The organism is Salinimicrobium maris, from assembly GCF_049680855.1.
Taxonomy (GTDB): domain Bacteria; phylum Bacteroidota; class Bacteroidia; order Flavobacteriales; family Flavobacteriaceae; genus Salinimicrobium.
The window spans coordinates 1-20,328 of record NZ_JBMPGS010000001.1 but is presented as its reverse complement, the minus strand read 5'-3'; the positions used below and the strand labels follow the sequence as shown (position 1 = coordinate 20,328).

The window sequence follows — 20,328 nt, the reverse complement described above, 5'->3', positions numbered from 1 at the left end:
TATTCTCAAAAATATTGTCTTTGTGGCCCATCTCTGCCCTGTTTATGAAGCTCTTAATGCATTTTTAGAAATAGATTAACATTGAGGCCTAAATAATTACCTCCTCCATGTAAACATATCAGCTCCTTTATGGTAGATTTAGGGAGATTCGTTCCATCTTTATAAATCTAACCGCCAATATTGAAACTCATTAAAAAAGAATTTATCTCCTAACTTTTGTTTTCTGTATCATAGGGAGAACAATGATCGCACAGGAGCAAAGCACGGTGCGAATCACTCTTCAAGAAAGGCACTATTGAAGAATCTTTTGATTCACAAGCAGGTTGGAACTACCAAGCCTGCGGCCGTTCCGCATGCTGTAGAAATAAAATATTTCCTCGGAAATCTTAGCCGAAACGAAAATTTTACCTTGATCAAAGATATATAATCTGTTTTCAGAGACCATTCAGCAGTATCTTGAAAATTTTATCAAAACCGGAAATCCTAATGAAGAAGGTTTGCCGCAGTGGCCTTCGGCAAAAGCTGCAGAGAAGAATCCGCCGGTTTTAATTGTAGACTTGGAAACTCGGGTGGAAAATGCCATTAATGAAGAGTGCTATTTATTTCTTGACAAATCTTACGGGAACGATAAATAAGAAGATCTTAAGTGGTATGCCCATGTTAATGCAGTGTTTCAAAAAGGTTATTTTGGAGCAGCTTTGTTTATCGTTAAAAAAGTGTTATTTGGAAAGTTCTTAACGTGTTGGGTTCGAATCTATCCCGATCTTACATCAAACTAAAATAAACAAATTATGGACGTGAAGAAAACTGCGAAAGAAGCAGCAGAAAAAGGAGCCAAGTTATGGGCTGCAAAAAAAGGATTTAAAATGACGGGAAGCCTTCTAAAATGGGGAGCCGTTGCCGGCGCAGGTTACCTTGGATATAAATTGTACAAAAAGAAACAAGGAGAACCTCTTTCTCAAGAATAGTAAAAGGAAAAAATGTTAGCGAAATATTCCAATGAAAATTTGAAAGAAGTACTTACATCTACCATGAAACTGCTGGCGAAAACAGCAGCATTGAAAGTGGGAAAATCTTTTATAAAAAGAGGTAGTGTGGCTACTATAGGTACAGCAGCTGCCTTTGGAATTGGATATTATGCTTATAGGGCTTTAAAAAGCCGAAAATAAAAGTCCCTCGTTTCTTAATTAAATATGCGTCCCGATCCTTCAGGAGTTTCAGAATCTAATCCCTACAATTAGAGCTGCAATAATTGAATTATCGGGACTTTTTTTGTCTACTGGCTGCTAAGGTCTCACTATTTTTTTCATTGTGGTCCACGAACTTCATGATGTATTTCTTCTCAGAAAATGTATATATTTAAAGGATTTTAAATCCTTCTATGATGAAAACCAGTTTATTTGCCTTTCTGATTTTACTTTTAATTAATGGCCAATCGGTAGCCCAGGAATATTCTCCTTCAAAAGACGCATTTGCACATACTTTTTCCATTGTTGCCCGGGATTCGATTACCGGTGAAATGGCGGTAGGCGTACAAAGTCATTGGTTTTCTGTAGGTTCTATTGTTTCATGGGGGAAAGCCGGTGTGGGTGTGGTGGCTACTCAATCTTTTGTAAATCCTGCTTATGGTCCTAAGGGGCTTTCATTAATGGCTGAAGGAACTTCTGCTTCTGAAGCGTTAGAAAAATTGGTGTCTGAGGATTCGGGGCAAGCTTACCGCCAGGTGGCATTTTTGGATAACATGGGAGAGGCAGCGGCCTATACCGGAAAAAATTGTGTGGAGTCGGCTTCTCATTATGTGGGGCGAAATTTTTCGGTACAGGCGAATATGATGTTGAACGATGAAGTGGTGCCGGTCATGAAAGCGGCTTTTCAGGAGCATTCAGGTTTACCTCTGGCCGAACGGGTGGTTAAGGTTTTGCAAGCGGCTCAGTCTGCAGGAGGGGACATTCGCGGAAAACAATCTGCTGCCCTTATCGTGGTGGGGCGTGACCGTGTAGAGAATTCCTGGGAAGAGAAAAAGATTGACCTTAGAGTAGATGATCATTCGCAACCTTTAACGGAATTGGAGCGTCTTCTATCTGTAGCAAGGGCTTATGAGTTTATGAATCGTGGAGATTTGGCCATGGAGGAAAATGATGTGGAGGAGGCCTTGGAGCAGTATGGAAAAGCGCAGGAATTATTCCCCGAAAATCTTGAGATGAAATACTGGACTGCTATTGCACTTGCCAATAGTGGCAGGTTAGAGGAGGCGTTGCCGCTTTTGAAAACTATTTTTAAGAAAGATAAGAACTGGCGAACAATGACCCGGCGTTTACCTTCATCTGGATTGCTGAATGTTTCTGAAGATGGATTACAGCAAATTCTGGAGCAATAAAACGAAACCAAGCCCTATGAAAAATTTATCCTCTTTATTAATTATCCTACTTTGTTTTTTAGCTAATTCAGAAGCTGTTTGTCAAACTTCCATTCGGGAATTCTATGAGCTGAAGTTATATCATCTTGAGAATGAGGAATATCAAAACAACGTCTCACACATTGATGCGGTACTGCTTCGTGCTACGGGATATTCGGGAATCTAAATTAGTTGCATAAAAAAAATCCTCGAGGTAAATATTTAAAAAAGGTAAGTAATAGAAGGAGGTAAAGGGTGGCTGAAATGCCATTTTTGAAGCACTAGCTGGCCGACCTCTGTCTGTAGCGTGCTGCTCTCTTCTCCATTTTTTTAGTTTCCCGGAGCTTTCTAAGCTGCGCCTTCTTTTCAATTTTCTGAAGTTTCTTTTCGTAATTCACATTGCTGCGCATGACCAGGATGAGTTGGTAGGCAGTAAATACAATCATCACCAACAAAATGAGGCACAAAGAGTAAAAAAGAATATTAGATTCAGGTGCGACCAAAAACTTTGCTTAATCGGAAAATCAATAAGAAACCTACTGTTTTTCCGAGGTTTAGAACTTTGGCGAATTTAGTTTAAAATGTAGGAATTTAATTCAGGAGTAATGTTAATACTTTGCTCAATTATATTCTTGCCATAAATGAAAGTAACTAGATGATTAACAGTGAATAATCATTGTGAATTTTTCTCACAATTAATTTTTTCCTCTGTTAAATTTCTCACTTGAGTTTATCTTTTTAGCGTCAAATTTTGTGCTTTTGCCGATTTTATGACCAAAAAAAGAACATGTAAATTGAACCCAGTTTCCAGCGAATTTCATATTTAAATAAGCGAAAATTTTTACTGTAGCTAATAGAATCTTTAATTTTAGGAAAAACTATAAAAAATGAAATATAGAACATTAGGAAAAACAGGATTGAATATTTCCGAAATATCTCTTGGCACCTGGCAAGTTGGTGGAAAATGGGGTTCGGGATTTGATGATGCCACTGCCGATTCCATAATAAATACTGCCATAGATAACGGAGTGAATTTCATAGATACCGCAGATGTGTATGAAGATGGAATGAGTGAAAAAGCTGTGGGCCGTGTAGTAAGATCAAGATCTGAGAAAATATATGTAGCAACCAAATGTGGCAGGCAAATAAATCCGCATGTGAATTCTGGTTACCAGCCGGAAGTTCTCATAAAGTTTGTGGAAGACAGCCTTCAAAGAACGGGCTTGGAGACGCTGGATTTGGTGCAGTTGCATTGTCCGCCGACAGACGTATATTATCGTCCTGAAATTTTTGAAACATTTGAGCGTCTTAAGGAGCAGGGAAAAGTGCAGAATCTTGGAGTGAGTGTGGAAAAGGTGGAAGAAGCAATCAAGGCTATGGAATTTGAAAATGTAGCGACGGTGCAAATCATTTTCAATCTTTTTCGGCAAAGACCTTCAGAGTTGTTTTTTAAGAAAGCAAAAGAAAAAAATGTGGGTGTAATTGCGAGGGTGCCTTTGGCCAGCGGATTACTCACCGGAAAATTCGATGAAAATACCACTTTTGACAAGGAAGATCACCGTAATTTTAATCGTAACGGGGAAGCTTTTGACCAGGGAGAGACTTTTGCGGGAGTAGATTTTGACCGCGGACTAAAAGCTGTAAATGCTTTAAAACAACTATTTCCCGATATTCCAAATCTTGCACCCGTTGCGCTGAAGTGGATCCTTCAGTTTGATGAGGTGAGCTGTATTATTCCCGGTGCTTCAAAAAAGGAACATTTGCTCAGTAATCTTTCGGTGTACGAGCTTCCCGAACTTTCAGCTGAAAAAAAGAAAAAGATGAATGAAATTTATGAAAATTATATTAAACCGGAAGTTCATCAGCGCTGGTAAGCGCATCCATCTTAAGTATTAAAAAAGCCGGTTTTGCACCGGCTTTTTTGATAAATGCTTCTTCAGATTATTCAAACTCCTTTCAGGAATGAGATTATTAACACTGGGGTAAAAGGTTTATGGCATCCTTAACGCAGTAGTAAAACTTCTTCGGTAAAGCAGGAATATCTTTGCTTAAATTTAAAACTAAAGTTATGATAGCGAAAGAAAAAACCATGCTGGCAATGGAAACTATTGAGTTTCCCGTTTACTACCACAGTGCCGGGCAAACCATTAAAGATTCTAAAGGAATGATGGTGTGTGACGTTAGGGGCTGGAGCAAAATTCAATTTATGGGAAAATCTGAAGAGAGGCAGGATGCCATAGGTGAACTCATAACGCATCTTCTAAATGATTCGTGCGGCCAGTTAGAAGGACAGCTGGAGGAAATGCAGTTGCTGTATGTATAGGTGCGGTAAATTGACTATGCTGAAGTTCCCGGCAGTTGAGAATTGAGAAAGCCCTTCAATATGAAGAGCTTTTTTTGCCTTGACGGGTCACAATAAATAAAAAAGCCGACTTTAAAAAGTCGGCTTTCGCTCGTTGTGCGGGCGGGGAGACTCGAACTCCCACACCGCGAGGCACTAGATCCTAAGTTGTTAAAAAATTAACACAACAAACACTAAAAGGACTCAAAATCAATTACTTATATATTTTTTAGTATCAGATAATATCATTTAAAAGGGTTTAATATCAGCATTTGTTGTACCTATGTTGTACCAAAAATATATATCTTTAAAAGGTAAATATCAGTATGTTATGAATTCCAGTGCATCTATAACTCTCCGTAAAAAACCGAATAAAAAAGGCCTTTACCCTTTGGCTATTCGTTTAACGAAATTTAGAAAATCATCTTACTTGTATATTGGTCATTATATTGAACGGAGCCATTGGGATGAAATGAAAAGCGTGGTCAAAAAATCACATCCTAACGCTCCACGTTTAAATAATCTTTTGCTTACAAAATTAGCTGAAACGAATAGATTTCTTTTACAATTACAATCTGAAGGAAAAGATTTTTCTGCAGCTCAAATAAAAACGGAAATTCTTTTTTTAAGTTCAGACAAAAACTTTTTTGATATTGCAGATGCCCACCTGGATGAAATCAAAGCAAACAATAAGTTTGGACGGCTAACAGTAGATAAGGCTTACATTGGACATATAGCAAGTTTTGTAAGGTCCAGGCAGCTATCTTTTCAGGATCTCAATGAAAATTTTCTTAGAAAGTATACTATTTTTTTAAGAAATTCTAGAAACCTGTCTGAAAGGACGATAGCGAATCATCTTGTCCTAATACGGCTACTATATAATCGAGCGATCAGACAAGGTTTAATAGACCGAAAGTTTTATCCTTTCGGGAAAGACAAAGTAAAAATCAAATTTCCTGATACCCGAAAAGTTGGTCTAACGGTACAAGAAGTCCAGAGCAGTGAGAAACTAACAAATCTCACAGAAGAGGAGTTTCATACAAGGAACGTATGGCTTTTTAGTTTCTATCTTGCGGGAATTAGAGTTGCCGATGTGTTGAAAATCCGATGGAGTGATATTTATGACAACCGCATTCATTATACAATGAATAAAAATTCAAAATTGGTGTCTCTACAACTTCCTGATAAAATTCATTCTATTTTAAATCAATATACTCAATTTAGACGAGGTGCGGATGACTTCGTTTTTCCGGAATTAAAAGTTGTTGATCCTAATGATCAAAAACAAATTTATGCCAAAGCAAAAATTGCCAACAAATGGCTGAATGGGCATTTAAAAGAAATAGCAAGGAAGTCTGGTATCACAAAAAAGCTAACAATGCACATCTCTAGACATAGTTTCGGAAATATTGCAGGGGATAAAATTCCTGTTCAAATGCTTCAACAATTATATAGGCATTCTTCAGTAACAACTACAATGATGTATCAATCATATTTTATTAGTCAAGAGACAGATAAAGCATTGAACAATGTTGTTGATTTTTGATATTGGTACAGTCTTTTTTTAAAGCTTATATACGCATTAATTCCTTTTTGGCTTTTTTTTGTGCTCAAGCCCTCAAGGACTATTTTTGCCCTGTTTAAAGAAAAGTGTTATTTAATGTCATTTGATGCTTTTATCCCGTGGGTTTTCTTCTAAACGGTATCAAATTACATTATTCTCAGTCAAAATAAATAAATATTATTTTTTGTTCAACTAAAGGATTCTTTTATTAAATTTAATTGATGATTTGTCATTACTTTAATGAAGATGAAAGATATCCATGGAAAGGGAGGATTTATATATACGAGTTGGGACCCAGTATTACAAATTAGTAAAAGCACCAAGTATTTCCGGTCATGTTAATGAATCCCTTGTTCCGTGGAATATTGAAACTATCCGGCAGGATCATGGCAAGACCTACCTTGCAGGTATATCGAAGTTTGATGGCTTCACCTGTATTCCCGATCATCTGAATTTCAAATCATCCTATCATAACTTCTATAATACCTATGCGCCCCTGAGCCATAATCTACAAGAAGGGGATTGTCAGGTCTCATTGAGTTTTGTGAAGCATATTTTTGGAGCTCATTACGAATTGGGTCTGGATTACCTGCAACTCCTATTTACCAAGCCTACACAAATCCTACCGATCCTATGCCTGGTCTCACGGGAACGCTCCACAGGGAAAAGCACTTTTCTTAAATGGCTGAAACTTATCTTTGAAAATAACCTTACCTATCTCACCAATGACAGCTTCACCAGCCAGTTCAATGCTGATTGGGCGAACAAGCTCCTGATCTGTATCGATGAAGTATTGTTCAACAAAGAGGAATTAACCGAAAGGATCAAATACTTAAGTACTACAAATATTAACAAACTCGAGGCAAAAGGAAAAGATAAGCGGGAAGTAGAATTCTTCGGCAAGTTTATCCTCTGCAGTAATAATGAAGAGAACTTTATCAAGATAGACCATCACGAAACCCGCTTCTGGGTATTACAGGTTCCTGTGATAAAGAAAGAGCAAACGGAATTTCTGAAAGCCTTAGCCAAAGAGGTTCCTGCATTTCTGTTTTACCTGAAGAATCGAAAGCTCCATTCCAGGCACCAAACCCGGATGTGGTTTTCTGCTGATCAAATAGAAACTCCTGCTTTGAAAAAACTGGTGCAGAATAACCGGAACAGGGTGGAAAGGGAACTGGCCAATATGCTTCTGATGGTGATGGAGGACCAGGATCTGGATGCGCTGGATCTTTGTCCGATGGATGCCTATAATGCCATTAGTAAATCCCGACTTCGAACCGATCTTACCCAAATTCGGAAAATCCTGAAGAAGGACTGGAAACTGGAAAACCAGCCCAATTCAAACCGCTACCAAAAGTTCCTGCTCTGGGGAGATGGTACTGCTACTTTCAGAGAAGCTAAAGGACGATATTTCACTATAAATAAAAATTTCCTTCTGGAGAATTTTGAGGATGATAAAATCAGCTGAATTCTCTCTTCCGAAGTATAAAACGATGAAATGATGACAAAACGATGACAGGGAATCTCCAGTGTTTGCGGGAGGTTCCAGCTGCTGTCATCGTTTCATCAAAATGAAAGCTGCTTTTGAGGGTAAAACTTTGAATTACTATTTATTTTTTGATGAATTGATGACAGAATAAGATAAGACCAGTAATAGTAAGGGTTCAGGCTGTCATCATTTTGTCATCAAACTGTCATCAAAAATAAAAATGATGACAAAAGAAGAAAAAGAATAAATCTGTCATAACATAACAAATAGCTCTAAATAAAATGCTGATGAAAACAAAAAGAATGAGCTGTGAAACAGCCCGTAGCATTTGCATCGTCAAAGCGCTGACAAAGCTAGGGCACTTCCCCAGCCGCAAATCGGAAAAAGAAGCCTGGTTTCTGAGTCCCCTTCGGTCAGAAACCCAGGCCTCTTTTAAAGTGTCTTTTCGGCTCAACAGGTGGTACGACTTCGGAATCGGAAAAGGAGGAAATGTGATCGACCTGGTATGCCTAATTTCCAATTGTTCGGTAGCAGAAGCACTGGCTTTTTTATCAGAAGGAATACCAGTTTCTCAGTCCTACTCTAATTTCGAAAGTAATAGGCAAAGACCCGAACCGAAAAATAGAATCTTACAGGTTTTGAATATAGAACATGGTTTACTGCAGAAGTACCTTTCTTCCCGCAAGATTCCTATGGAGATTGCAAAAACGTACTGTAGGGAGATCCGGTATGAATGCGGAAGAAAAATATTCTTTGCTTTGGGACTGCAGAACCATTCAGGCGGATGGGAACTTCGGAATATTTACTGTAAAAGTTCCACTGCACCTAAAAGTTATTCCTATTTAAAGAAGGGGGGAGAAAAGCTAATTGTACTTGAAGGAATGTTTGACCTGTTATCATTGGCAGTTATAATTCCGGAAGAGACAGAGAGAGCAGATTTACTAATTCTGAATTCCCTGTCTTTTATACCTGAAGTCCTTCCGCTCTTTGCACATTATAAAACAGTGACCTTATACCTGGACAGAGATCTTTCCGGAATAGAAGCAACTGGAAATATCCTAAGGATTTATCCGCAGTATCAGGACGGGAGTAGCCTGTATGAAGGATATAAAGACCTCAATGAAATGCTCGTGAAAAACAGAGATGACAAATATTTTATTGCTAATAATGAAAAAATGGCTACAGGTAAAAATTAATTAAAACTTCATATAAATATCATTTTGAAGAGCAAAGCGAGATGTGTCATTATCATGACAATCCCGCTTTACTCCCGGAGGTCGCAAAGATTTTAAAGAAAATTAAATGAAAAGGGAATACATCCAGATCCGCTGCTCGATATACGAGAAAAAGCTGCTCAAAAGAAGAGCGGCCAGGGCAGGAATTTCCCTTTCAGAATATCTTCGCTCTACTGCCTTTGAAAGAAATATTGTGGAACGAATGACTCCGGAGCAACTGGAATATTACCGGATGCTGGTACAGTACAAGAACAACTTTTCCCGCATCAGCAATATGTTCAAAAAACGGGATCCAAAACTAGCTGCAACTGTAGTGGAACTTGCGGAAGAAATCAGGACTCACCTAAAAAACTTTAAAAAATGATAGGGAAAGGACATGCTATATCCAGCACCAGGGCTTCCTTAGCATATGGCTGGAACCAGGAGAAAGAAGCGGAAGTAGTCCTCAAGGAATACCTGGCGGGAGATACCCCCTTAGAAATTACGGAAGAATTCAAGATCATCCAATCGCAGAACGAAAGGTGCATTAACAACACCCTTAGTTTTGTCGTCAGTCCCACCATAGAAGATGGTAAACATTTATCTTCTGAAGATCTTGGTAAGGTTGCAAAAGAATTTTTGAAGGAGATGAACCTGAAAAATCATCAGGCCATTGGTTTTGTCCATAGGGATAAGGAGCATACCCATATCCACATCTACGCCAACCGCATCAGTCTTACAGGCGAAGTATATAAGGACAGCTTTATTGGAAAACGAAGCCAGATTGCCGCAGATAATGTGGCGAAACAATTAGGTTTTATAAGAGTAAAGGAAGTACAACAGGAGAAACTACAGGAATTCCAGCAACACCGGAAAGAGGTTCAAAACATCCATGAAAAAGTGCTGCAGTCCAGGCCTAAATCCCTGGACGAGTACATCAAAAGAATGCAGGAGCATCAGGTGAAGGTAATCCCGAATTTCAACAAGTCAAGACAGCTGCAGGGTTTCCGGTTTGAATATAATGGAGTAAACCTTAAAGGAAGCGAGATCCATAGATCTATGAGTGGCAATAAAATTATCCTTGGCATCAGTCAGAACGATAGCATCACCAAACTAAAAGAAGCTCCAAAGTCATTGCAGCTATTAAACAGCACGGTACAGCTCAGCACCGGGATCATAAATAAAATAGCAAAAGACCTGGTAAAACAAACCATCAAAAGAGTATTGGATACAGGGATAGGAATGGCATATTAAAGACAAAAATAGATGAAGAAATTGGATGAAATTATGGAGCTAATGGCTGATGAAATGCAGGATTTCCAGGTAGGTCTTCTGCAGTTGAAGAAGATGACGAACGAACTTCAAAACCGTAGTATTCCTATAAGTACAAAAGTAATGGAAGAACATCTGAATTTTTTCTTTCAGAAGCAACAGGAAAAAGAAACACTCGCCGCAGAAAAACTAGCAGCCATTGATGAAAAGCTGAAGAACGCTTATATCCTTCCTAAGAATTTAGGGATGATTTTGGGATGTTGTTTGATCCTTCTGATCAGCTTGATTGGATATTTAGGGTTTGAGGTAATAGAATCAAAAAATCAAAAACTTCAGGAGCAACCAAGAATTTTGTGCGATCGCTACTTCCTGGAAAACCCTAACGAAAAAGAGGCTTATGAAAATTGGCTGCATAACCAGAACATTCCATAATGCGCCCTATGCTGTTTTTACTTAACGCTTAACTTCCCGTACGCTATAAAAACAGCACAGGATCCTGCGCAGGTAAGTTATGGTAGATTTGGGAGCTGAAAAGAGAGTTATGCTCTACAAAAAACGAGTGACTCTCAGAAATTAAAATTTTTCATTGGTTTTAAAATCCGGAAGCTTACCTTTGCACTTCATGAAATTGATGAAAGCATATATAAGTACTGTGTTAACCATAGTGATTTTAGCTGGAAGCCTGTTGCCGGCTCTACATGCTTTTGAACATGAAATAAGTTCTTCTGAAAATGATTCGGCTTTAAGCCAGAAGTTTTCCCAGGCATCTGTAGACTGCGATTTGTGTGATTTCCGAATTGCCACTGCCGATGCACCTATTTTTTATACTTATGAGGTTTTTTCTCCGCAAAGGGAAACCGTATATTTTATTTCCCTTGCAGAAACTGTAAACCTTTTTCCCAATCCTTTATTTTCTCTTAGGGCACCCCCTGTAGTGATTAGCTAAAAAACTTTTTTCAGAAATCGGCTTTTTCAATACCGAATTTCTGAATTATTCTTTTTTAATTAATCACAGTATTTTTCCTATGAAACAACTTTTGCTTGTTTTATTACTTTTCATCATTTTCCTAAATTTTTCTTACTCCCAGCAATTGAACCTGGAAGGAAGAGTTGTAGATGAACAAGATTTGGGGCTGGAAAATGCCCATATCCATATCAACAAGAAGTTTGCCTTAGCCGGTGAAAATGGTCATTACCATATTGGTAATCTAAAGGAAGGTGAATACACCATTAGTATCTCCTATCTTGGGTTTCATACGCTGGATACAGTGGTCTCACTTTCGGAGAGTACTGTGATTAATTTTCAGTTATCTGAATCAGCGGCAAACCTTGAGACCGTTATTTTAGAGGGGAATTTACGTCGAACTTCTTCAGAAAATGTAGAAAAAATTAGTGATGAATATCTTCAGGAGCATTTTTCCGGATCCCTTGCCAGCTCTCTGGAAAAACTTCCGGGAGTGAATTCCGTGGAAATAGGGGCAGGAGCATCCAAACCTATCATCCGCGGACTTGGATTTAACCGGGTAGCTGTAAGTGAAAATGGAATTAAGCAGGAAGGCCAGCAATGGGGGGCAGACCACGGACTTGAAATAGATGCCTTTTCAGTAGAAAATGTGGAAGTAGTCAAAGGTGTTGGTGCCATTGAGCACGGCAGCGACGCTATTGGAGGATTAATTAAGATCATTAACGACAGGGTGCCCGTAGAAGGATTTGCAGGAGAAGTAATCGGTTTTACCAAAAGTGTCAACAATACCATTGCCGCCTCTACCAATCTATTTTTTAGAACAAATAGACTTTTCTACAAACTCAAAGCAACGGGAAGCGAATTTGGCGATTATTCTGTCCCGACAGATAATATCCTTTATTTAAACCGAAACATTCCCATATATAACGAAAGGTTGAAAAACACTGCGGGAAAAGAAGTTGATCTGTACGGGCAAATAGGGTACCTGGGAAGTCACTATAAAGGAACTCTAAGCCTCAGTAATGTATATTTCAAATCGGGGTTTTTTCCCGGGGCCCACGGAATTCCTACTCTTAGCCGGGTACAGGACGATGGGGACCAACGGAATATAGAATATCCTTTTCAACGTGTAAATCATTTGAAGATCATCAATAAAAACGAATGGTTTTTCCACAATTATTCGTGGGAAGTAACTCTGGGCTTTCAGAATAATCACCGGCAGGAATGGAGTCGGTTCCATACGCATTATACCGGCCAGGTTGCTCCGGAAGTCAATCCTGATCTGGAACTTGACTTCAACCTAACCACCTATGATTTCCAGGCCCAATACAGCAGGGATTTTAATGAATCCCATAGCAGCAGCATGGGAATACAGACCCAGATTCAGAATAATTCCATCACCGGATTTAATTTCTTGCTGCCGGAATATTACCGTACAAATCAGGGGGTTTACGCCACCCATTCTTACCAAGCTTCAGAAAAGATAAACCTCAATCTGGGTGCAAGGCTGGATCTAAGCAGGATTGACATGGAAGGCTTCTATGATCCCAACCTGTACGAATATCTTATTGACAACGGAAGAACTGAAACCATTGCAAATAACTATGCGACCCGAAGCAGCGAAACCCAGAGGGATTTCAGCAATTTCAATTTTATGGGAGGCGTTTTGTATAATTTCCATGAAAACTGGGATTTATCGCTAAATGCAGGTACAAGCTTTCGGCTGCCAACGGCTATAGAACTGGGAGCAAATGGAATTCATCACGGCTCCTTCCGCCACGAACAGGGAGATCCCAATCTGAACGCGGAAAAAGGTTATGTACTCGACACTAAATTAAATTACAACAAGGATTCCTTCAGTGCCTCTTTCAGCCCTTACCTGTATTACTTTGACAACTACATCTTTTTAAATCCCAGCGGGGAATTTTCCATTCTCCCGCACGCCGGCCAGATCTATAAATTCACTGAAAGCCGGGCGATCTTAACAGGAGTGGAGTTGGATATCCATAAAGTTTTTGCTGAAAAATGGCGCGCACAACTCACTTTTGAGTATTTGTACAACCGGCAAATTAATACCAACAGATCCCGAAACTTTCCCTTACCCTTTACCCCGCCGGTTAATGGATTTACTGAAGTTGGTTACACATTACTGAAGGATTCAAAGACTTTTGAAGATACTGAGATTTTCACCAATACAAATTATGCACTGGAGCAGGATCGTATTGCCCAAAATGAACAGATCACTCCCGGCTATATGATCTTTGGAGGAGGTTTAAGAACAAACCTGAATCTTGGGGATTTTAAAGCCACTGTCAACCTGCAGGCAACGAATATTTTCAACACTAAATATTTTAATCACACCAACTTTTACAGGGCCCTTGAGATTCCCGAGATGGGCAGGAACATTCAGTTAATGTTTAAAATACCTCTTAATTAATGCAGGTTTTTAAACGACATATCGCGATTTTACTTCTTGCAGGATTCCTTTTCCCGCAGGTGGTAAGCGGTATGCATTACCTGGTGGTATCGCATAGCTATTCTTCTGAAAACAGCACCTCTTTTAAGAAAGCAGATCGTAATTATCTAGTTCATACCTGCCATTATTATTTGAATAGTTTTCCTTCAGTTTTACCCTCTCAATATGGCCTTAAGAACAATAATTGTGTAACACCACAGGCAACTCTGAATTTTTTTAGCCTTGAGGATTATGTGCATCAGGAAGACTTTAATTTTCAGCTTCGGGGTCCGCCCTTTAATTGTTTTCCTGAATTCAAGATAAGGCTGTAAAGCCTGTAAAACTTAATAAAACACACTTAAATAGTATAAAAATGAAAACCAAATTAGTTTATTTATTCAGTATTACCGCTTCATTGTTTTTAGCTTCCTGTAGCGAAGATGACGATGTAATAATTGACACCGAAGCCCCTGAAATTTCCATTGCAGAACCTCATGATGAGGAAGAGATTGCCCCGGGTGGGGAAATACATTTCGACGCTTTGTTTACCGACAATGTGGAGTTAGCTTCATACAAAATTGAGATTCATAGCGCCTTTGACGGGCATACCCACGCGATGACTAAACAAGAAGATCACCAGGATAACCCATGGAGTTATAGTGAGGTATATACTATAGAAAACGGGCAAACCAGCTTTGAGGCACATCATCACATCCCTGTACCTGCCGAAATAGGCGGGGAGGCTATTAGTGAAGGGCATTATCATTTTGGAGTCTATGTGACTGATGCGGCAGGTAATGAGGAGCAGGCGTTCCTGGAGATTCATATTGCAGGAAATCACGACGATCATGATGACCATGAACATTAAGAATAGTAACTATTTTAAAGAAGGTCGTCTAAAAGTGATTTTAGATGACCTTTTTTATTTCTTTTCAGAATATTCAGTTCAACACAGTCACAAATCAATTATAATTAAGCAATAGCATCTTATAAACCTTTTAAAGGATGATAAGAAATGCTCATAAGCTATTCATTTTGATAAAACAAAAAGCGTGAAAAATAAGTAAAATGGAAAGTGATTCGAAAAAGGTATTTTAACTCATAAACGATAATTAATTTTGGGTGTGCAACAGCCTGTATTTTCGCATGACTCTCATGAAAAGATTTGAAATAATTATTCTATAATGTTCCTGCCAGTTTAAAATGTCTAAAAACGACTTTTTGTAAGAAAATTTTTCAAATCCTGAGAAGTAAGGTATTCAAACTTCCTGTGCACCTGCCTGAAGTTTTCATCAAGTAATATAAGAGCCGGAACGCTAAACTTCTTATTTTTCCGGCTGGCTAATAATAGTGGTAATTGATGTACTCCATTGCGCCGTGTTTTTGCCTGTTCATTAAAAAACTGTCTTCCATCAAAACGAATGGTATCAAGGCTCTCAACATCCATTTTTACGGCGAAATACTCATTGTTAAGAATTTGGACCACTTCAGGATTTTTGAAAGCGTTTTGGTCCATTTTTCTGCAGTATACGCACCACGCTGCCGTAAAGTAAAGTACTGTCTTTTTAGGACTGTGACGTAGAGAATCTTCTAATTGTTCAAAGGTGATCCATTTTACCCCACTCTGCTGCTGGCCTGAAGCAGGAATAGAGGCACACATAATTATGAACATGAGTAAAATCACAGGTCTCAGCATTACTTAAAAGTTTAAAGATTATGAAGATTTCCAAATTTTAATCCGAAGTATACACTCCTTGGTAAGGACGGGCCATAGACATATCCTGAATCACGGGTAGGGCCGGTATCAAAATCGTCCTGGTAACTGTCAAAAATGTTTTGGACACCTCCAAAAATGTTTACCTGAAGGTTTTCATTTATGTGGATGTGGTGATTCAGTTTAATATTTACATCGTAGAAAGGATTACTCTTATTAAGCTGTACATATCCTGTTTCACTAATTACCAGGGGAACGATCATAGAGCCGGTATAGGTGCCGGTAAGGTCAATGCTACTCTCTCCCAGAACCGAGAGGTTTATGTTGAAATAACCATAGAATTCCGGATTTCGGACAAATTCTGAAATAACCACGTCCGGCTCCTGCGCATTATTTTCCTTGGTATCAAACAGCACCTGGGCTTTTTTGTATCTTGATTTTTGCAATGTTCCGCCTAGCATAAAGGCAGACCTGGAGGACGGGGAAATTCCCAATTCAACATTTGTGCCGGCAACGTAGGCTCCACTGCCATTGCGCACCTCCTGCAGGATGGAGCCGTTAGGCAAACTGGCTCCTGTGCTTACAGTCGTGAATGGATTTTGCAGCTCGGTATAAAAGCCTTCCAGGAGAAAGTTTGACTGTAAATTGTTGAAATTTCTTGAGAAATTTAATGAAGCTGTAAATGCGTTGGAGAATTCGGTTGTCAAATCCTGAGACAGGATTACAAACTGTGGTTCGCCCCCTACAGAAGAAATGTGCAAATCTTCATTAAAAGCTTGCGGTGCGCGGAATCCACGAGCATATCCTCCTCTAAACATCCAGGATTCTTTGGGCCGGTACATTAAAGTAATTCTTGGGCTGAAAACGGTTTTTTCAACTGATGATGTCCTGTAGATATCCTGAACCGTATAATCTCCTTCCACATGAACATAGTCAACACGCCCACCTAATAGAGCGGTAAATGTACCGGCAGGTTTCCACTCATATTGTGCAAAAGCCCCCACAGAGTGTACTTCCTGGTTTATGGTTCTTTCATAGCCGGGGATATTGTCCTGTGTGCTGTTAAGATTGTATTCCGTTCCCACAGTCAGAACGTCCTGATTGTCAAGGAAATTTCGGGTAAATTGCCCTCCTGTGAGGAACGATAAATCATCTGTATTCCCATAGGAGTTCGCTGCTGCTATGGAATCCTGCCTGGTTCTTCCGCCGCCAAGTCCGCCATAGTAGCTTTTTCTACCTGTATACTGTCCGGAGCTGTACAGGGACAGAAAATTTCTTCCTCCTATATTATGAATATCATAGGTAAGGCCTCCAATAATGATGTTATGATCGAGTGCTTCGGTAATATCTGTAAGATGTGGTGCCAGATCCAGCCGATTTCCCCCGCGCCTGTATTCTTCCAGAGCAGTGAAATCCAGCGTTAATTTACTTTTGTTCCCGGGAGTCATGAAAGCTTTGGCTCCTAAGGTTGTATTGGTCAAGGCTGTTATTTCAGTAAAGCCGTCGGCATTGGCATCATAGCTGCCACGGTCGCGCTTCATTCCAAAAACTGTAATTCCGCTGCTTAGATCTTCACTCACCACCGTGGCATCCATGTTGATTGTTTTGTCTGCTACTTCTGCATTTATAAGTCCCAAAGTGGAGGAAACCTGCCACGAATTAAGCACAGGATCTTTTGTAATGATGTTTATGGTACCGGCAATAGCGTTCGATCCATAAAGGGCAGAGCCTCCGCTACGAACTACTTCAATACGGTCTAAAAGGGAAGTAGGGATTTGTTCCAGTCCATAGACACTGTTGAGAGCCGAGAAAACAGCACGATTGTTTACCAAAACCTGAGTATAACTGCCATCCAGTCCGTTCAGGCGGACTTGTGTAAATCCGCAATTCTGACAATTCGTTTCTACACGAACGCCGGGCTGGTAATTTAAACTTTCTGCTACTGAAACAGATTGGACTGCATTAAACAGTTTTGGACCCAAAACATTTACTACAACCGGAGCCTGCTTACGGTTGACTCTGTTTCGGGTGGCGCTGATCACTACTTCATCCAGCCCCAGCTGGTCTTCTCTTAATGTAATTTCCAGGGGCTTATTTTCAAATTCCCCGGTATTGATCCTCCTGTTTTCTGCTATAAATCCTACGGCCTGAATTTTTAGAACATGGTCGCCCTCCGGAATATTCAGTTCAAAATAGCCATCAGCATCGGCTGCAGTTCCCCAATCCTCTCCTTCGACGATCACGGTGGCATAAGCAATAGGTCCGTCTTCGCCTGATATTTTCCCATTAATGTAAACGTTGCTTTGCTGCGCTTCCATCAGTAAGGGTAGGTATAGTAAACATGTGAAGAGAGTTTTCATTTTTTTAGATGAGTATATTGTTATTTTTTAGGCTAATCTAAAAAATATTTTTAAAAGATTGAATAGTGTTTTGAAACATTAACAGAGGAGTGTTTTTAGACAAAGAATAAAAAATAGATCACCACTTTTTTTTACTCTGTACTTTTAACAAGTAAAATGATCATGATCATACGATGCCCAGATCCTTTCATCTATCTTTGCAAAAGCAAATTCAGGAGTTGAAAATCTTATTCAAATATATTCTGCTTGTTACTTTCCTTCTGGGAACCTTATTCTACAATATAAGGTTCACCTACCTGGTGAGCTTTTATACCCTGAATAATGAAAGTTTTACAGAACTTTTTTGCGAAAACCAGGACAAGCCTGAAATGCAGTGTAACGGGAAATGTGCCATCACCAAAGCTTCCCAGGATCTGAACCAGGAAAAAAATGATCTGGTGCTTAATTCTTTTCAAAAGGAAATTACCTTTTTCGTCCAGGTAAACCTTCCGGAAAAAATTTTTATTACTAATAAAAACGGTACTTCACAATACAGGTACTTAAACGAATATTCTTTCCTGTTTATACCATACATTTCCCATCCTCCCATCAGGATCTCCTGACTTTAGAATAAATCCCTTTTACATTCCCGTACTGTTTATAGCAGAATGCAGGAAAGTTATACCCTAACTTCAAACATATAAAAATGAAAATATTAAAATATATCAGCCTTTTTTTAGTGGCTGCAGTTACCGCCTGTTCTTCAGATTCAGATGAAATCCTATTGGTTAATGAAACTGAAGGACTCCTAAAAATCCAGACGCTCCAAAATGAACATCACGAGCTGGAATTATATTCCGAAAATGGCAAATTACAAACCGGATACAATAAAATTGTGCTACGGCTTAAAGATAAAGAGGATGAAGCATATATTTCTAATGCCGAAATTAACTGGATGCCAATGATGCAGATGGAATCCATGCAACACTCAGCACCAAAATCGGAAGTAGTTAGGCTGCCTGAAACAGAAACTCTCTACGCTGGTTATGTAGTCTTTCAAATGGCCGAAAATGAATCTGAATTCTGGAGCCTGGAAATTAATTATTCTATTGGCGGTCAAAGCTTCACTATGCAGGATGATATTGTTGTCTCTGCCTCAAACCGAAGAAAAGTTGCTGTTTTTACAGGAAGTGATGATATTAAATACGTGATGGCCTTAGTCGAACCACGGGAACCGCAGGTGGCCACTAACAACATTAGCATTGCATTGTTCAAAATGGAAGATATGCACAGCTTTTCAATAGTAGATCATTACAGGATCTTAATAGATCCGCGTATGCCGGGAATGGGCAACCACAGTTCTCCAAACAATGTTCACCTTACCCAGAATATGGAGGATGGTTTCTATTATGGAGACCTTAATCTAACCATGTCCGGTTACTGGAAAATTAACCTTCAGCTGGAGAATGCAGCAGGAGAAATCGTCAAAGGAGAGGCCATCGAAGGTACGACCGAAAGCAGCAGTATTTTTCTGGAGCTGGAATTTTAATAGAAAAACTGTCCGGGAATTCTGGAATCCTATGGATTGTTATTCCCGGGCAGCTTTAAAAATGGAGGTAATGAGAAAAATCTTATATCTTTTTTTGCTGCTGTTCCCACTAAAAAATGTGCTTCTCTCCCAGGAAACGGAAATAGATACGGCGGCATACATCCCAATAAAGGAAATTATCGTCATAGGAAACAAGGCTGAAGTTTCTCAAAAGGAAACCAAACCTTTGGCTACAGTTGATGAGTATCTTGAAAAATCATCAAAAATCGCAATGATCAAAAGAGGAGCTTATGCCTGGGAACCCATGATTAACGGAATGGCTACAGAACGTACGGTAATTACCATAGACGGGATGCGCATATTTAGTGCCTGTACAGATAAAATGGATCCTGTAACCTCATATGTGGAGATCTCCAATTTATCTGAAGCAGTTGTTTCCAGCGGCCAGGAAGGCGCTGAATTTGGCGCTACCATTGGAGGGGCAGTGGACATGAAACGCCATTCTACAGGATACAAGGAAACGGGTTGGGAATTTGGCATGAGTTCGGGGCTGGAATCCAACGGAGAACAAAAAATAGCAGGTGCCAAAGTAAATTACGCCCGGAAATCTTATTTTTTTAATGGGGATTTCATGTTTCGGGATTCCAAGAATTATGATGCAGGTGGTGGTAAGGAAATCCTTTACTCGCAGTTTACAAAATATAATTTTTCCGCAGTAGGAGGGTTTAAACTCTCCAAGCACCAGTCTGTTGAAGCATCGGTAATTTATGACAAAGCTACAGATGTAGGTTATCCTGCGCTTCCCATGGATGTTTCACTGGCTGAGGCTTTGATTACTTCTGTAAAATACGACTACCATCAGCCATTAGAACCTATTGAACATTGGGAAACAAAAATCTATTTCAACAGCATACAGCATGTTATGGATGATTCAAAACGGCCAGATGTTCCAATACGAATGGATATGCCCGGCTGGAGTGACACCTATGGTTTCTATTCCAAAGCAAGCGGGACATTCCAAAATCATAAAAT

Annotated in this window: 24 protein-coding genes; 21 read left to right on the top strand and 3 right to left on the bottom strand. The window is 39.4% G+C overall.

Annotated features, from left to right (window positions below):
* Positions 1-295 precede the first annotated feature (295 nt).
* From ACOV1Q_RS00120 to ACOV1Q_RS00095, 6 genes are all read left to right on the top strand, one after another.
* On the top strand, positions 296-427 hold the full coding sequence (locus ACOV1Q_RS00120) for a hypothetical protein (protein WP_424492400.1): 132 nt from the start codon (positions 296-298) through the stop codon (positions 425-427).
* On the top strand, positions 420-635 hold the full coding sequence (locus tag ACOV1Q_RS00115) for a carboxylesterase family protein (RefSeq protein ID WP_424493377.1): 216 nt from the start codon (positions 420-422) through the stop codon (positions 633-635). Before ACOV1Q_RS00120 ends, ACOV1Q_RS00115 begins: the two co-directional genes overlap by 8 nt.
* 156 nt (positions 636-791) lie before the next feature.
* A complete protein-coding gene (locus ACOV1Q_RS00110) occupies positions 792-968 on the top strand; it encodes a hypothetical protein (protein ID WP_424492399.1) in 177 nt (58 codons plus the stop codon).
* Between the two features lie 12 nt (positions 969-980).
* On the top strand, positions 981-1,169 hold the full coding sequence (locus tag ACOV1Q_RS00105; RefSeq protein ID WP_424492398.1) for a hypothetical protein: 189 nt from the start codon (positions 981-983) through the stop codon (positions 1,167-1,169).
* Between the two features lie 215 nt (positions 1,170-1,384).
* A complete protein-coding gene (locus tag ACOV1Q_RS00100) occupies positions 1,385-2,377 on the top strand; it encodes a DUF1028 domain-containing protein (protein ID WP_424492397.1) in 993 nt (330 codons plus the stop codon).
* 16 nt (positions 2,378-2,393) lie between these two features.
* Entirely contained in the window at positions 2,394-2,582 is a 189-nt protein-coding gene (locus tag ACOV1Q_RS00095; protein ID WP_424492396.1) for a hypothetical protein, read from the top strand.
* A gap of 94 nt (positions 2,583-2,676) precedes the next feature.
* On the opposite strand, the gene ACOV1Q_RS00090 is transcribed toward ACOV1Q_RS00095, so the two are convergent.
* Entirely contained in the window at positions 2,677-2,841 is a 165-nt protein-coding gene (locus ACOV1Q_RS00090) for a hypothetical protein (RefSeq protein WP_424492395.1), read from the bottom strand.
* A gap of 441 nt (positions 2,842-3,282) precedes the next feature.
* On the opposite strand from ACOV1Q_RS00090, the gene ACOV1Q_RS00085 reads away from it, so the two are divergent.
* The 12 genes from ACOV1Q_RS00085 to ACOV1Q_RS00030 all read left to right on the top strand — a co-directional run bounded on the left by ACOV1Q_RS00085 (position 3,283) and on the right by ACOV1Q_RS00030 (position 14,562).
* Complete coding sequence (locus ACOV1Q_RS00085) at positions 3,283-4,269, top strand: aldo/keto reductase (RefSeq protein ID WP_424492394.1); 987 nt, start codon at positions 3,283-3,285, stop codon at positions 4,267-4,269.
* A 194-nt stretch (positions 4,270-4,463) separates the two neighbouring features.
* The gene (locus ACOV1Q_RS00080; RefSeq protein WP_424492393.1) at positions 4,464-4,718 is read left to right on the top strand and encodes a hypothetical protein; all 255 of its coding nucleotides are present in this window, start codon (positions 4,464-4,466) and stop codon (positions 4,716-4,718) included.
* Between the two features lie 349 nt (positions 4,719-5,067).
* A complete protein-coding gene (locus ACOV1Q_RS00075) occupies positions 5,068-6,282 on the top strand; it encodes a phage integrase SAM-like domain-containing protein (protein WP_424492392.1) in 1,215 nt (404 codons plus the stop codon).
* A 277-nt stretch (positions 6,283-6,559) separates the two neighbouring features.
* Complete coding sequence (locus ACOV1Q_RS00070) at positions 6,560-7,768, top strand: DUF5906 domain-containing protein (RefSeq protein WP_424492391.1); 1,209 nt, start codon at positions 6,560-6,562, stop codon at positions 7,766-7,768.
* Positions 7,769-8,076: 308 nt separating this feature from the next.
* Positions 8,077-8,985 carry a DUF8464 domain-containing protein gene (locus tag ACOV1Q_RS00065; protein WP_424492390.1) on the top strand — a complete coding sequence of 303 codons (909 nt, stop codon included), beginning with the start codon at positions 8,077-8,079 and terminating at the stop codon, positions 8,983-8,985.
* Between the two features lie 106 nt (positions 8,986-9,091).
* Entirely contained in the window at positions 9,092-9,388 is a 297-nt protein-coding gene (mbpA, locus tag ACOV1Q_RS00060; RefSeq protein WP_424492389.1) for a mobilization protein MbpA, read from the top strand.
* Positions 9,385-10,257 carry a relaxase/mobilization nuclease domain-containing protein gene (locus ACOV1Q_RS00055; RefSeq protein ID WP_424492388.1) on the top strand — a complete coding sequence of 291 codons (873 nt, stop codon included), beginning with the start codon at positions 9,385-9,387 and terminating at the stop codon, positions 10,255-10,257. Before mbpA ends, ACOV1Q_RS00055 begins: the two co-directional genes overlap by 4 nt.
* Before the next feature lie 12 nt (positions 10,258-10,269).
* Positions 10,270-10,707, top strand: a complete 438-nt coding sequence (locus tag ACOV1Q_RS00050) for a DUF6730 family protein (RefSeq protein ID WP_424492387.1) — start codon at positions 10,270-10,272, stop codon at positions 10,705-10,707.
* 199 nt (positions 10,708-10,906) lie between these two features.
* A complete protein-coding gene (locus tag ACOV1Q_RS00045; RefSeq protein WP_424492386.1) occupies positions 10,907-11,221 on the top strand; it encodes a hypothetical protein in 315 nt (104 codons plus the stop codon).
* Positions 11,222-11,300: 79 nt separating this feature from the next.
* Positions 11,301-13,676 carry a TonB-dependent receptor gene (locus tag ACOV1Q_RS00040; RefSeq protein ID WP_424492385.1) on the top strand — a complete coding sequence of 792 codons (2,376 nt, stop codon included), beginning with the start codon at positions 11,301-11,303 and terminating at the stop codon, positions 13,674-13,676.
* Complete coding sequence (locus ACOV1Q_RS00035; protein WP_424492384.1) at positions 13,676-14,026, top strand: hypothetical protein; 351 nt, start codon at positions 13,676-13,678, stop codon at positions 14,024-14,026. The genes ACOV1Q_RS00040 and ACOV1Q_RS00035 overlap by 1 nt, the downstream gene beginning before the upstream one ends.
* Before the next feature lie 41 nt (positions 14,027-14,067).
* A complete protein-coding gene (locus ACOV1Q_RS00030) occupies positions 14,068-14,562 on the top strand; it encodes a DUF4625 domain-containing protein (protein WP_424492383.1) in 495 nt (164 codons plus the stop codon).
* Positions 14,563-14,901: 339 nt separating this feature from the next.
* On the opposite strand, the gene ACOV1Q_RS00025 is transcribed toward ACOV1Q_RS00030, so the two are convergent.
* A complete protein-coding gene (locus tag ACOV1Q_RS00025; RefSeq protein WP_424492382.1) occupies positions 14,902-15,390 on the bottom strand; it encodes a thioredoxin family protein in 489 nt (162 codons plus the stop codon).
* Positions 15,391-15,401: 11 nt separating this feature from the next.
* Entirely contained in the window at positions 15,402-17,768 is a 2,367-nt protein-coding gene (locus ACOV1Q_RS00020; protein WP_424492381.1) for a TonB-dependent receptor, read from the bottom strand.
* Positions 17,769-17,986: 218 nt separating this feature from the next.
* Here ACOV1Q_RS00020 and ACOV1Q_RS00015 point away from each other — a divergent pair, with 218 nt between their 5' ends.
* The 3 genes from ACOV1Q_RS00015 to ACOV1Q_RS00005 form a co-directional block, all read left to right on the top strand.
* Positions 17,987-18,370 (top strand): hypothetical protein, encoded by a 384-nt coding sequence (locus ACOV1Q_RS00015; protein WP_424492380.1) that lies wholly within the window; start codon positions 17,987-17,989, stop codon positions 18,368-18,370.
* 83 nt (positions 18,371-18,453) lie between these two features.
* Positions 18,454-19,296, top strand: a complete 843-nt coding sequence (locus ACOV1Q_RS00010; protein ID WP_424492379.1) for a FixH family protein — start codon at positions 18,454-18,456, stop codon at positions 19,294-19,296.
* A 70-nt stretch (positions 19,297-19,366) separates the two neighbouring features.
* The coding region (locus ACOV1Q_RS00005) for a TonB-dependent receptor plug domain-containing protein (protein ID WP_424492378.1) at positions 19,367-20,328 on the top strand (962 nt) is incomplete at its 3' end.

Excerpts from the sequence above, each read along its gene's own strand:
- mbpA (WP_424492389.1), top strand. The coding sequence starts at position 9,092 with ATGAAAAGGGAATACATCCAGATCCGCTGCTCGATATACGAGAAAAAG.
- ACOV1Q_RS00025 (WP_424492382.1), bottom strand. The coding sequence starts at position 15,390 with ATGCTGAGACCTGTGATTTTACTCATGTTCATAATTATGTGTGCCTCT.
- ACOV1Q_RS00040 (WP_424492385.1), top strand. The coding sequence starts at position 11,301 with ATGAAACAACTTTTGCTTGTTTTATTACTTTTCATCATTTTCCTAAAT.
- ACOV1Q_RS00020 (WP_424492381.1), bottom strand. The coding sequence starts at position 17,768 with ATGAAAACTCTCTTCACATGTTTACTATACCTACCCTTACTGATGGAA.
- ACOV1Q_RS00095 (WP_424492396.1), top strand. The coding sequence starts at position 2,394 with ATGAAAAATTTATCCTCTTTATTAATTATCCTACTTTGTTTTTTAGCT.
- ACOV1Q_RS00075 (WP_424492392.1), top strand. The coding sequence starts at position 5,068 with ATGAATTCCAGTGCATCTATAACTCTCCGTAAAAAACCGAATAAAAAA.
- ACOV1Q_RS00100 (WP_424492397.1), top strand. The coding sequence starts at position 1,385 with ATGAAAACCAGTTTATTTGCCTTTCTGATTTTACTTTTAATTAATGGC.
- ACOV1Q_RS00035 (WP_424492384.1), top strand. The coding sequence starts at position 13,676 with ATGCAGGTTTTTAAACGACATATCGCGATTTTACTTCTTGCAGGATTC.
- ACOV1Q_RS00085 (WP_424492394.1), top strand. The coding sequence starts at position 3,283 with ATGAAATATAGAACATTAGGAAAAACAGGATTGAATATTTCCGAAATA.
- ACOV1Q_RS00080 (WP_424492393.1), top strand. The coding sequence starts at position 4,464 with ATGATAGCGAAAGAAAAAACCATGCTGGCAATGGAAACTATTGAGTTT.
- ACOV1Q_RS00110 (WP_424492399.1), top strand. The coding sequence starts at position 792 with ATGGACGTGAAGAAAACTGCGAAAGAAGCAGCAGAAAAAGGAGCCAAG.
- ACOV1Q_RS00010 (WP_424492379.1), top strand. The coding sequence starts at position 18,454 with ATGAAAATATTAAAATATATCAGCCTTTTTTTAGTGGCTGCAGTTACC.
- ACOV1Q_RS00050 (WP_424492387.1), top strand. The coding sequence starts at position 10,270 with ATGAAGAAATTGGATGAAATTATGGAGCTAATGGCTGATGAAATGCAG.
- ACOV1Q_RS00070 (WP_424492391.1), top strand. The coding sequence starts at position 6,560 with ATGGAAAGGGAGGATTTATATATACGAGTTGGGACCCAGTATTACAAA.
- ACOV1Q_RS00055 (WP_424492388.1), top strand. The coding sequence starts at position 9,385 with ATGATAGGGAAAGGACATGCTATATCCAGCACCAGGGCTTCCTTAGCA.
- ACOV1Q_RS00045 (WP_424492386.1), top strand. The coding sequence starts at position 10,907 with ATGAAAGCATATATAAGTACTGTGTTAACCATAGTGATTTTAGCTGGA.
- ACOV1Q_RS00105 (WP_424492398.1), top strand. The coding sequence starts at position 981 with ATGTTAGCGAAATATTCCAATGAAAATTTGAAAGAAGTACTTACATCT.
- ACOV1Q_RS00065 (WP_424492390.1), top strand. The coding sequence starts at position 8,077 with ATGAAAACAAAAAGAATGAGCTGTGAAACAGCCCGTAGCATTTGCATC.
- ACOV1Q_RS00030 (WP_424492383.1), top strand. The coding sequence starts at position 14,068 with ATGAAAACCAAATTAGTTTATTTATTCAGTATTACCGCTTCATTGTTT.
- ACOV1Q_RS00090 (WP_424492395.1), bottom strand. The coding sequence starts at position 2,841 with ATGATTGTATTTACTGCCTACCAACTCATCCTGGTCATGCGCAGCAAT.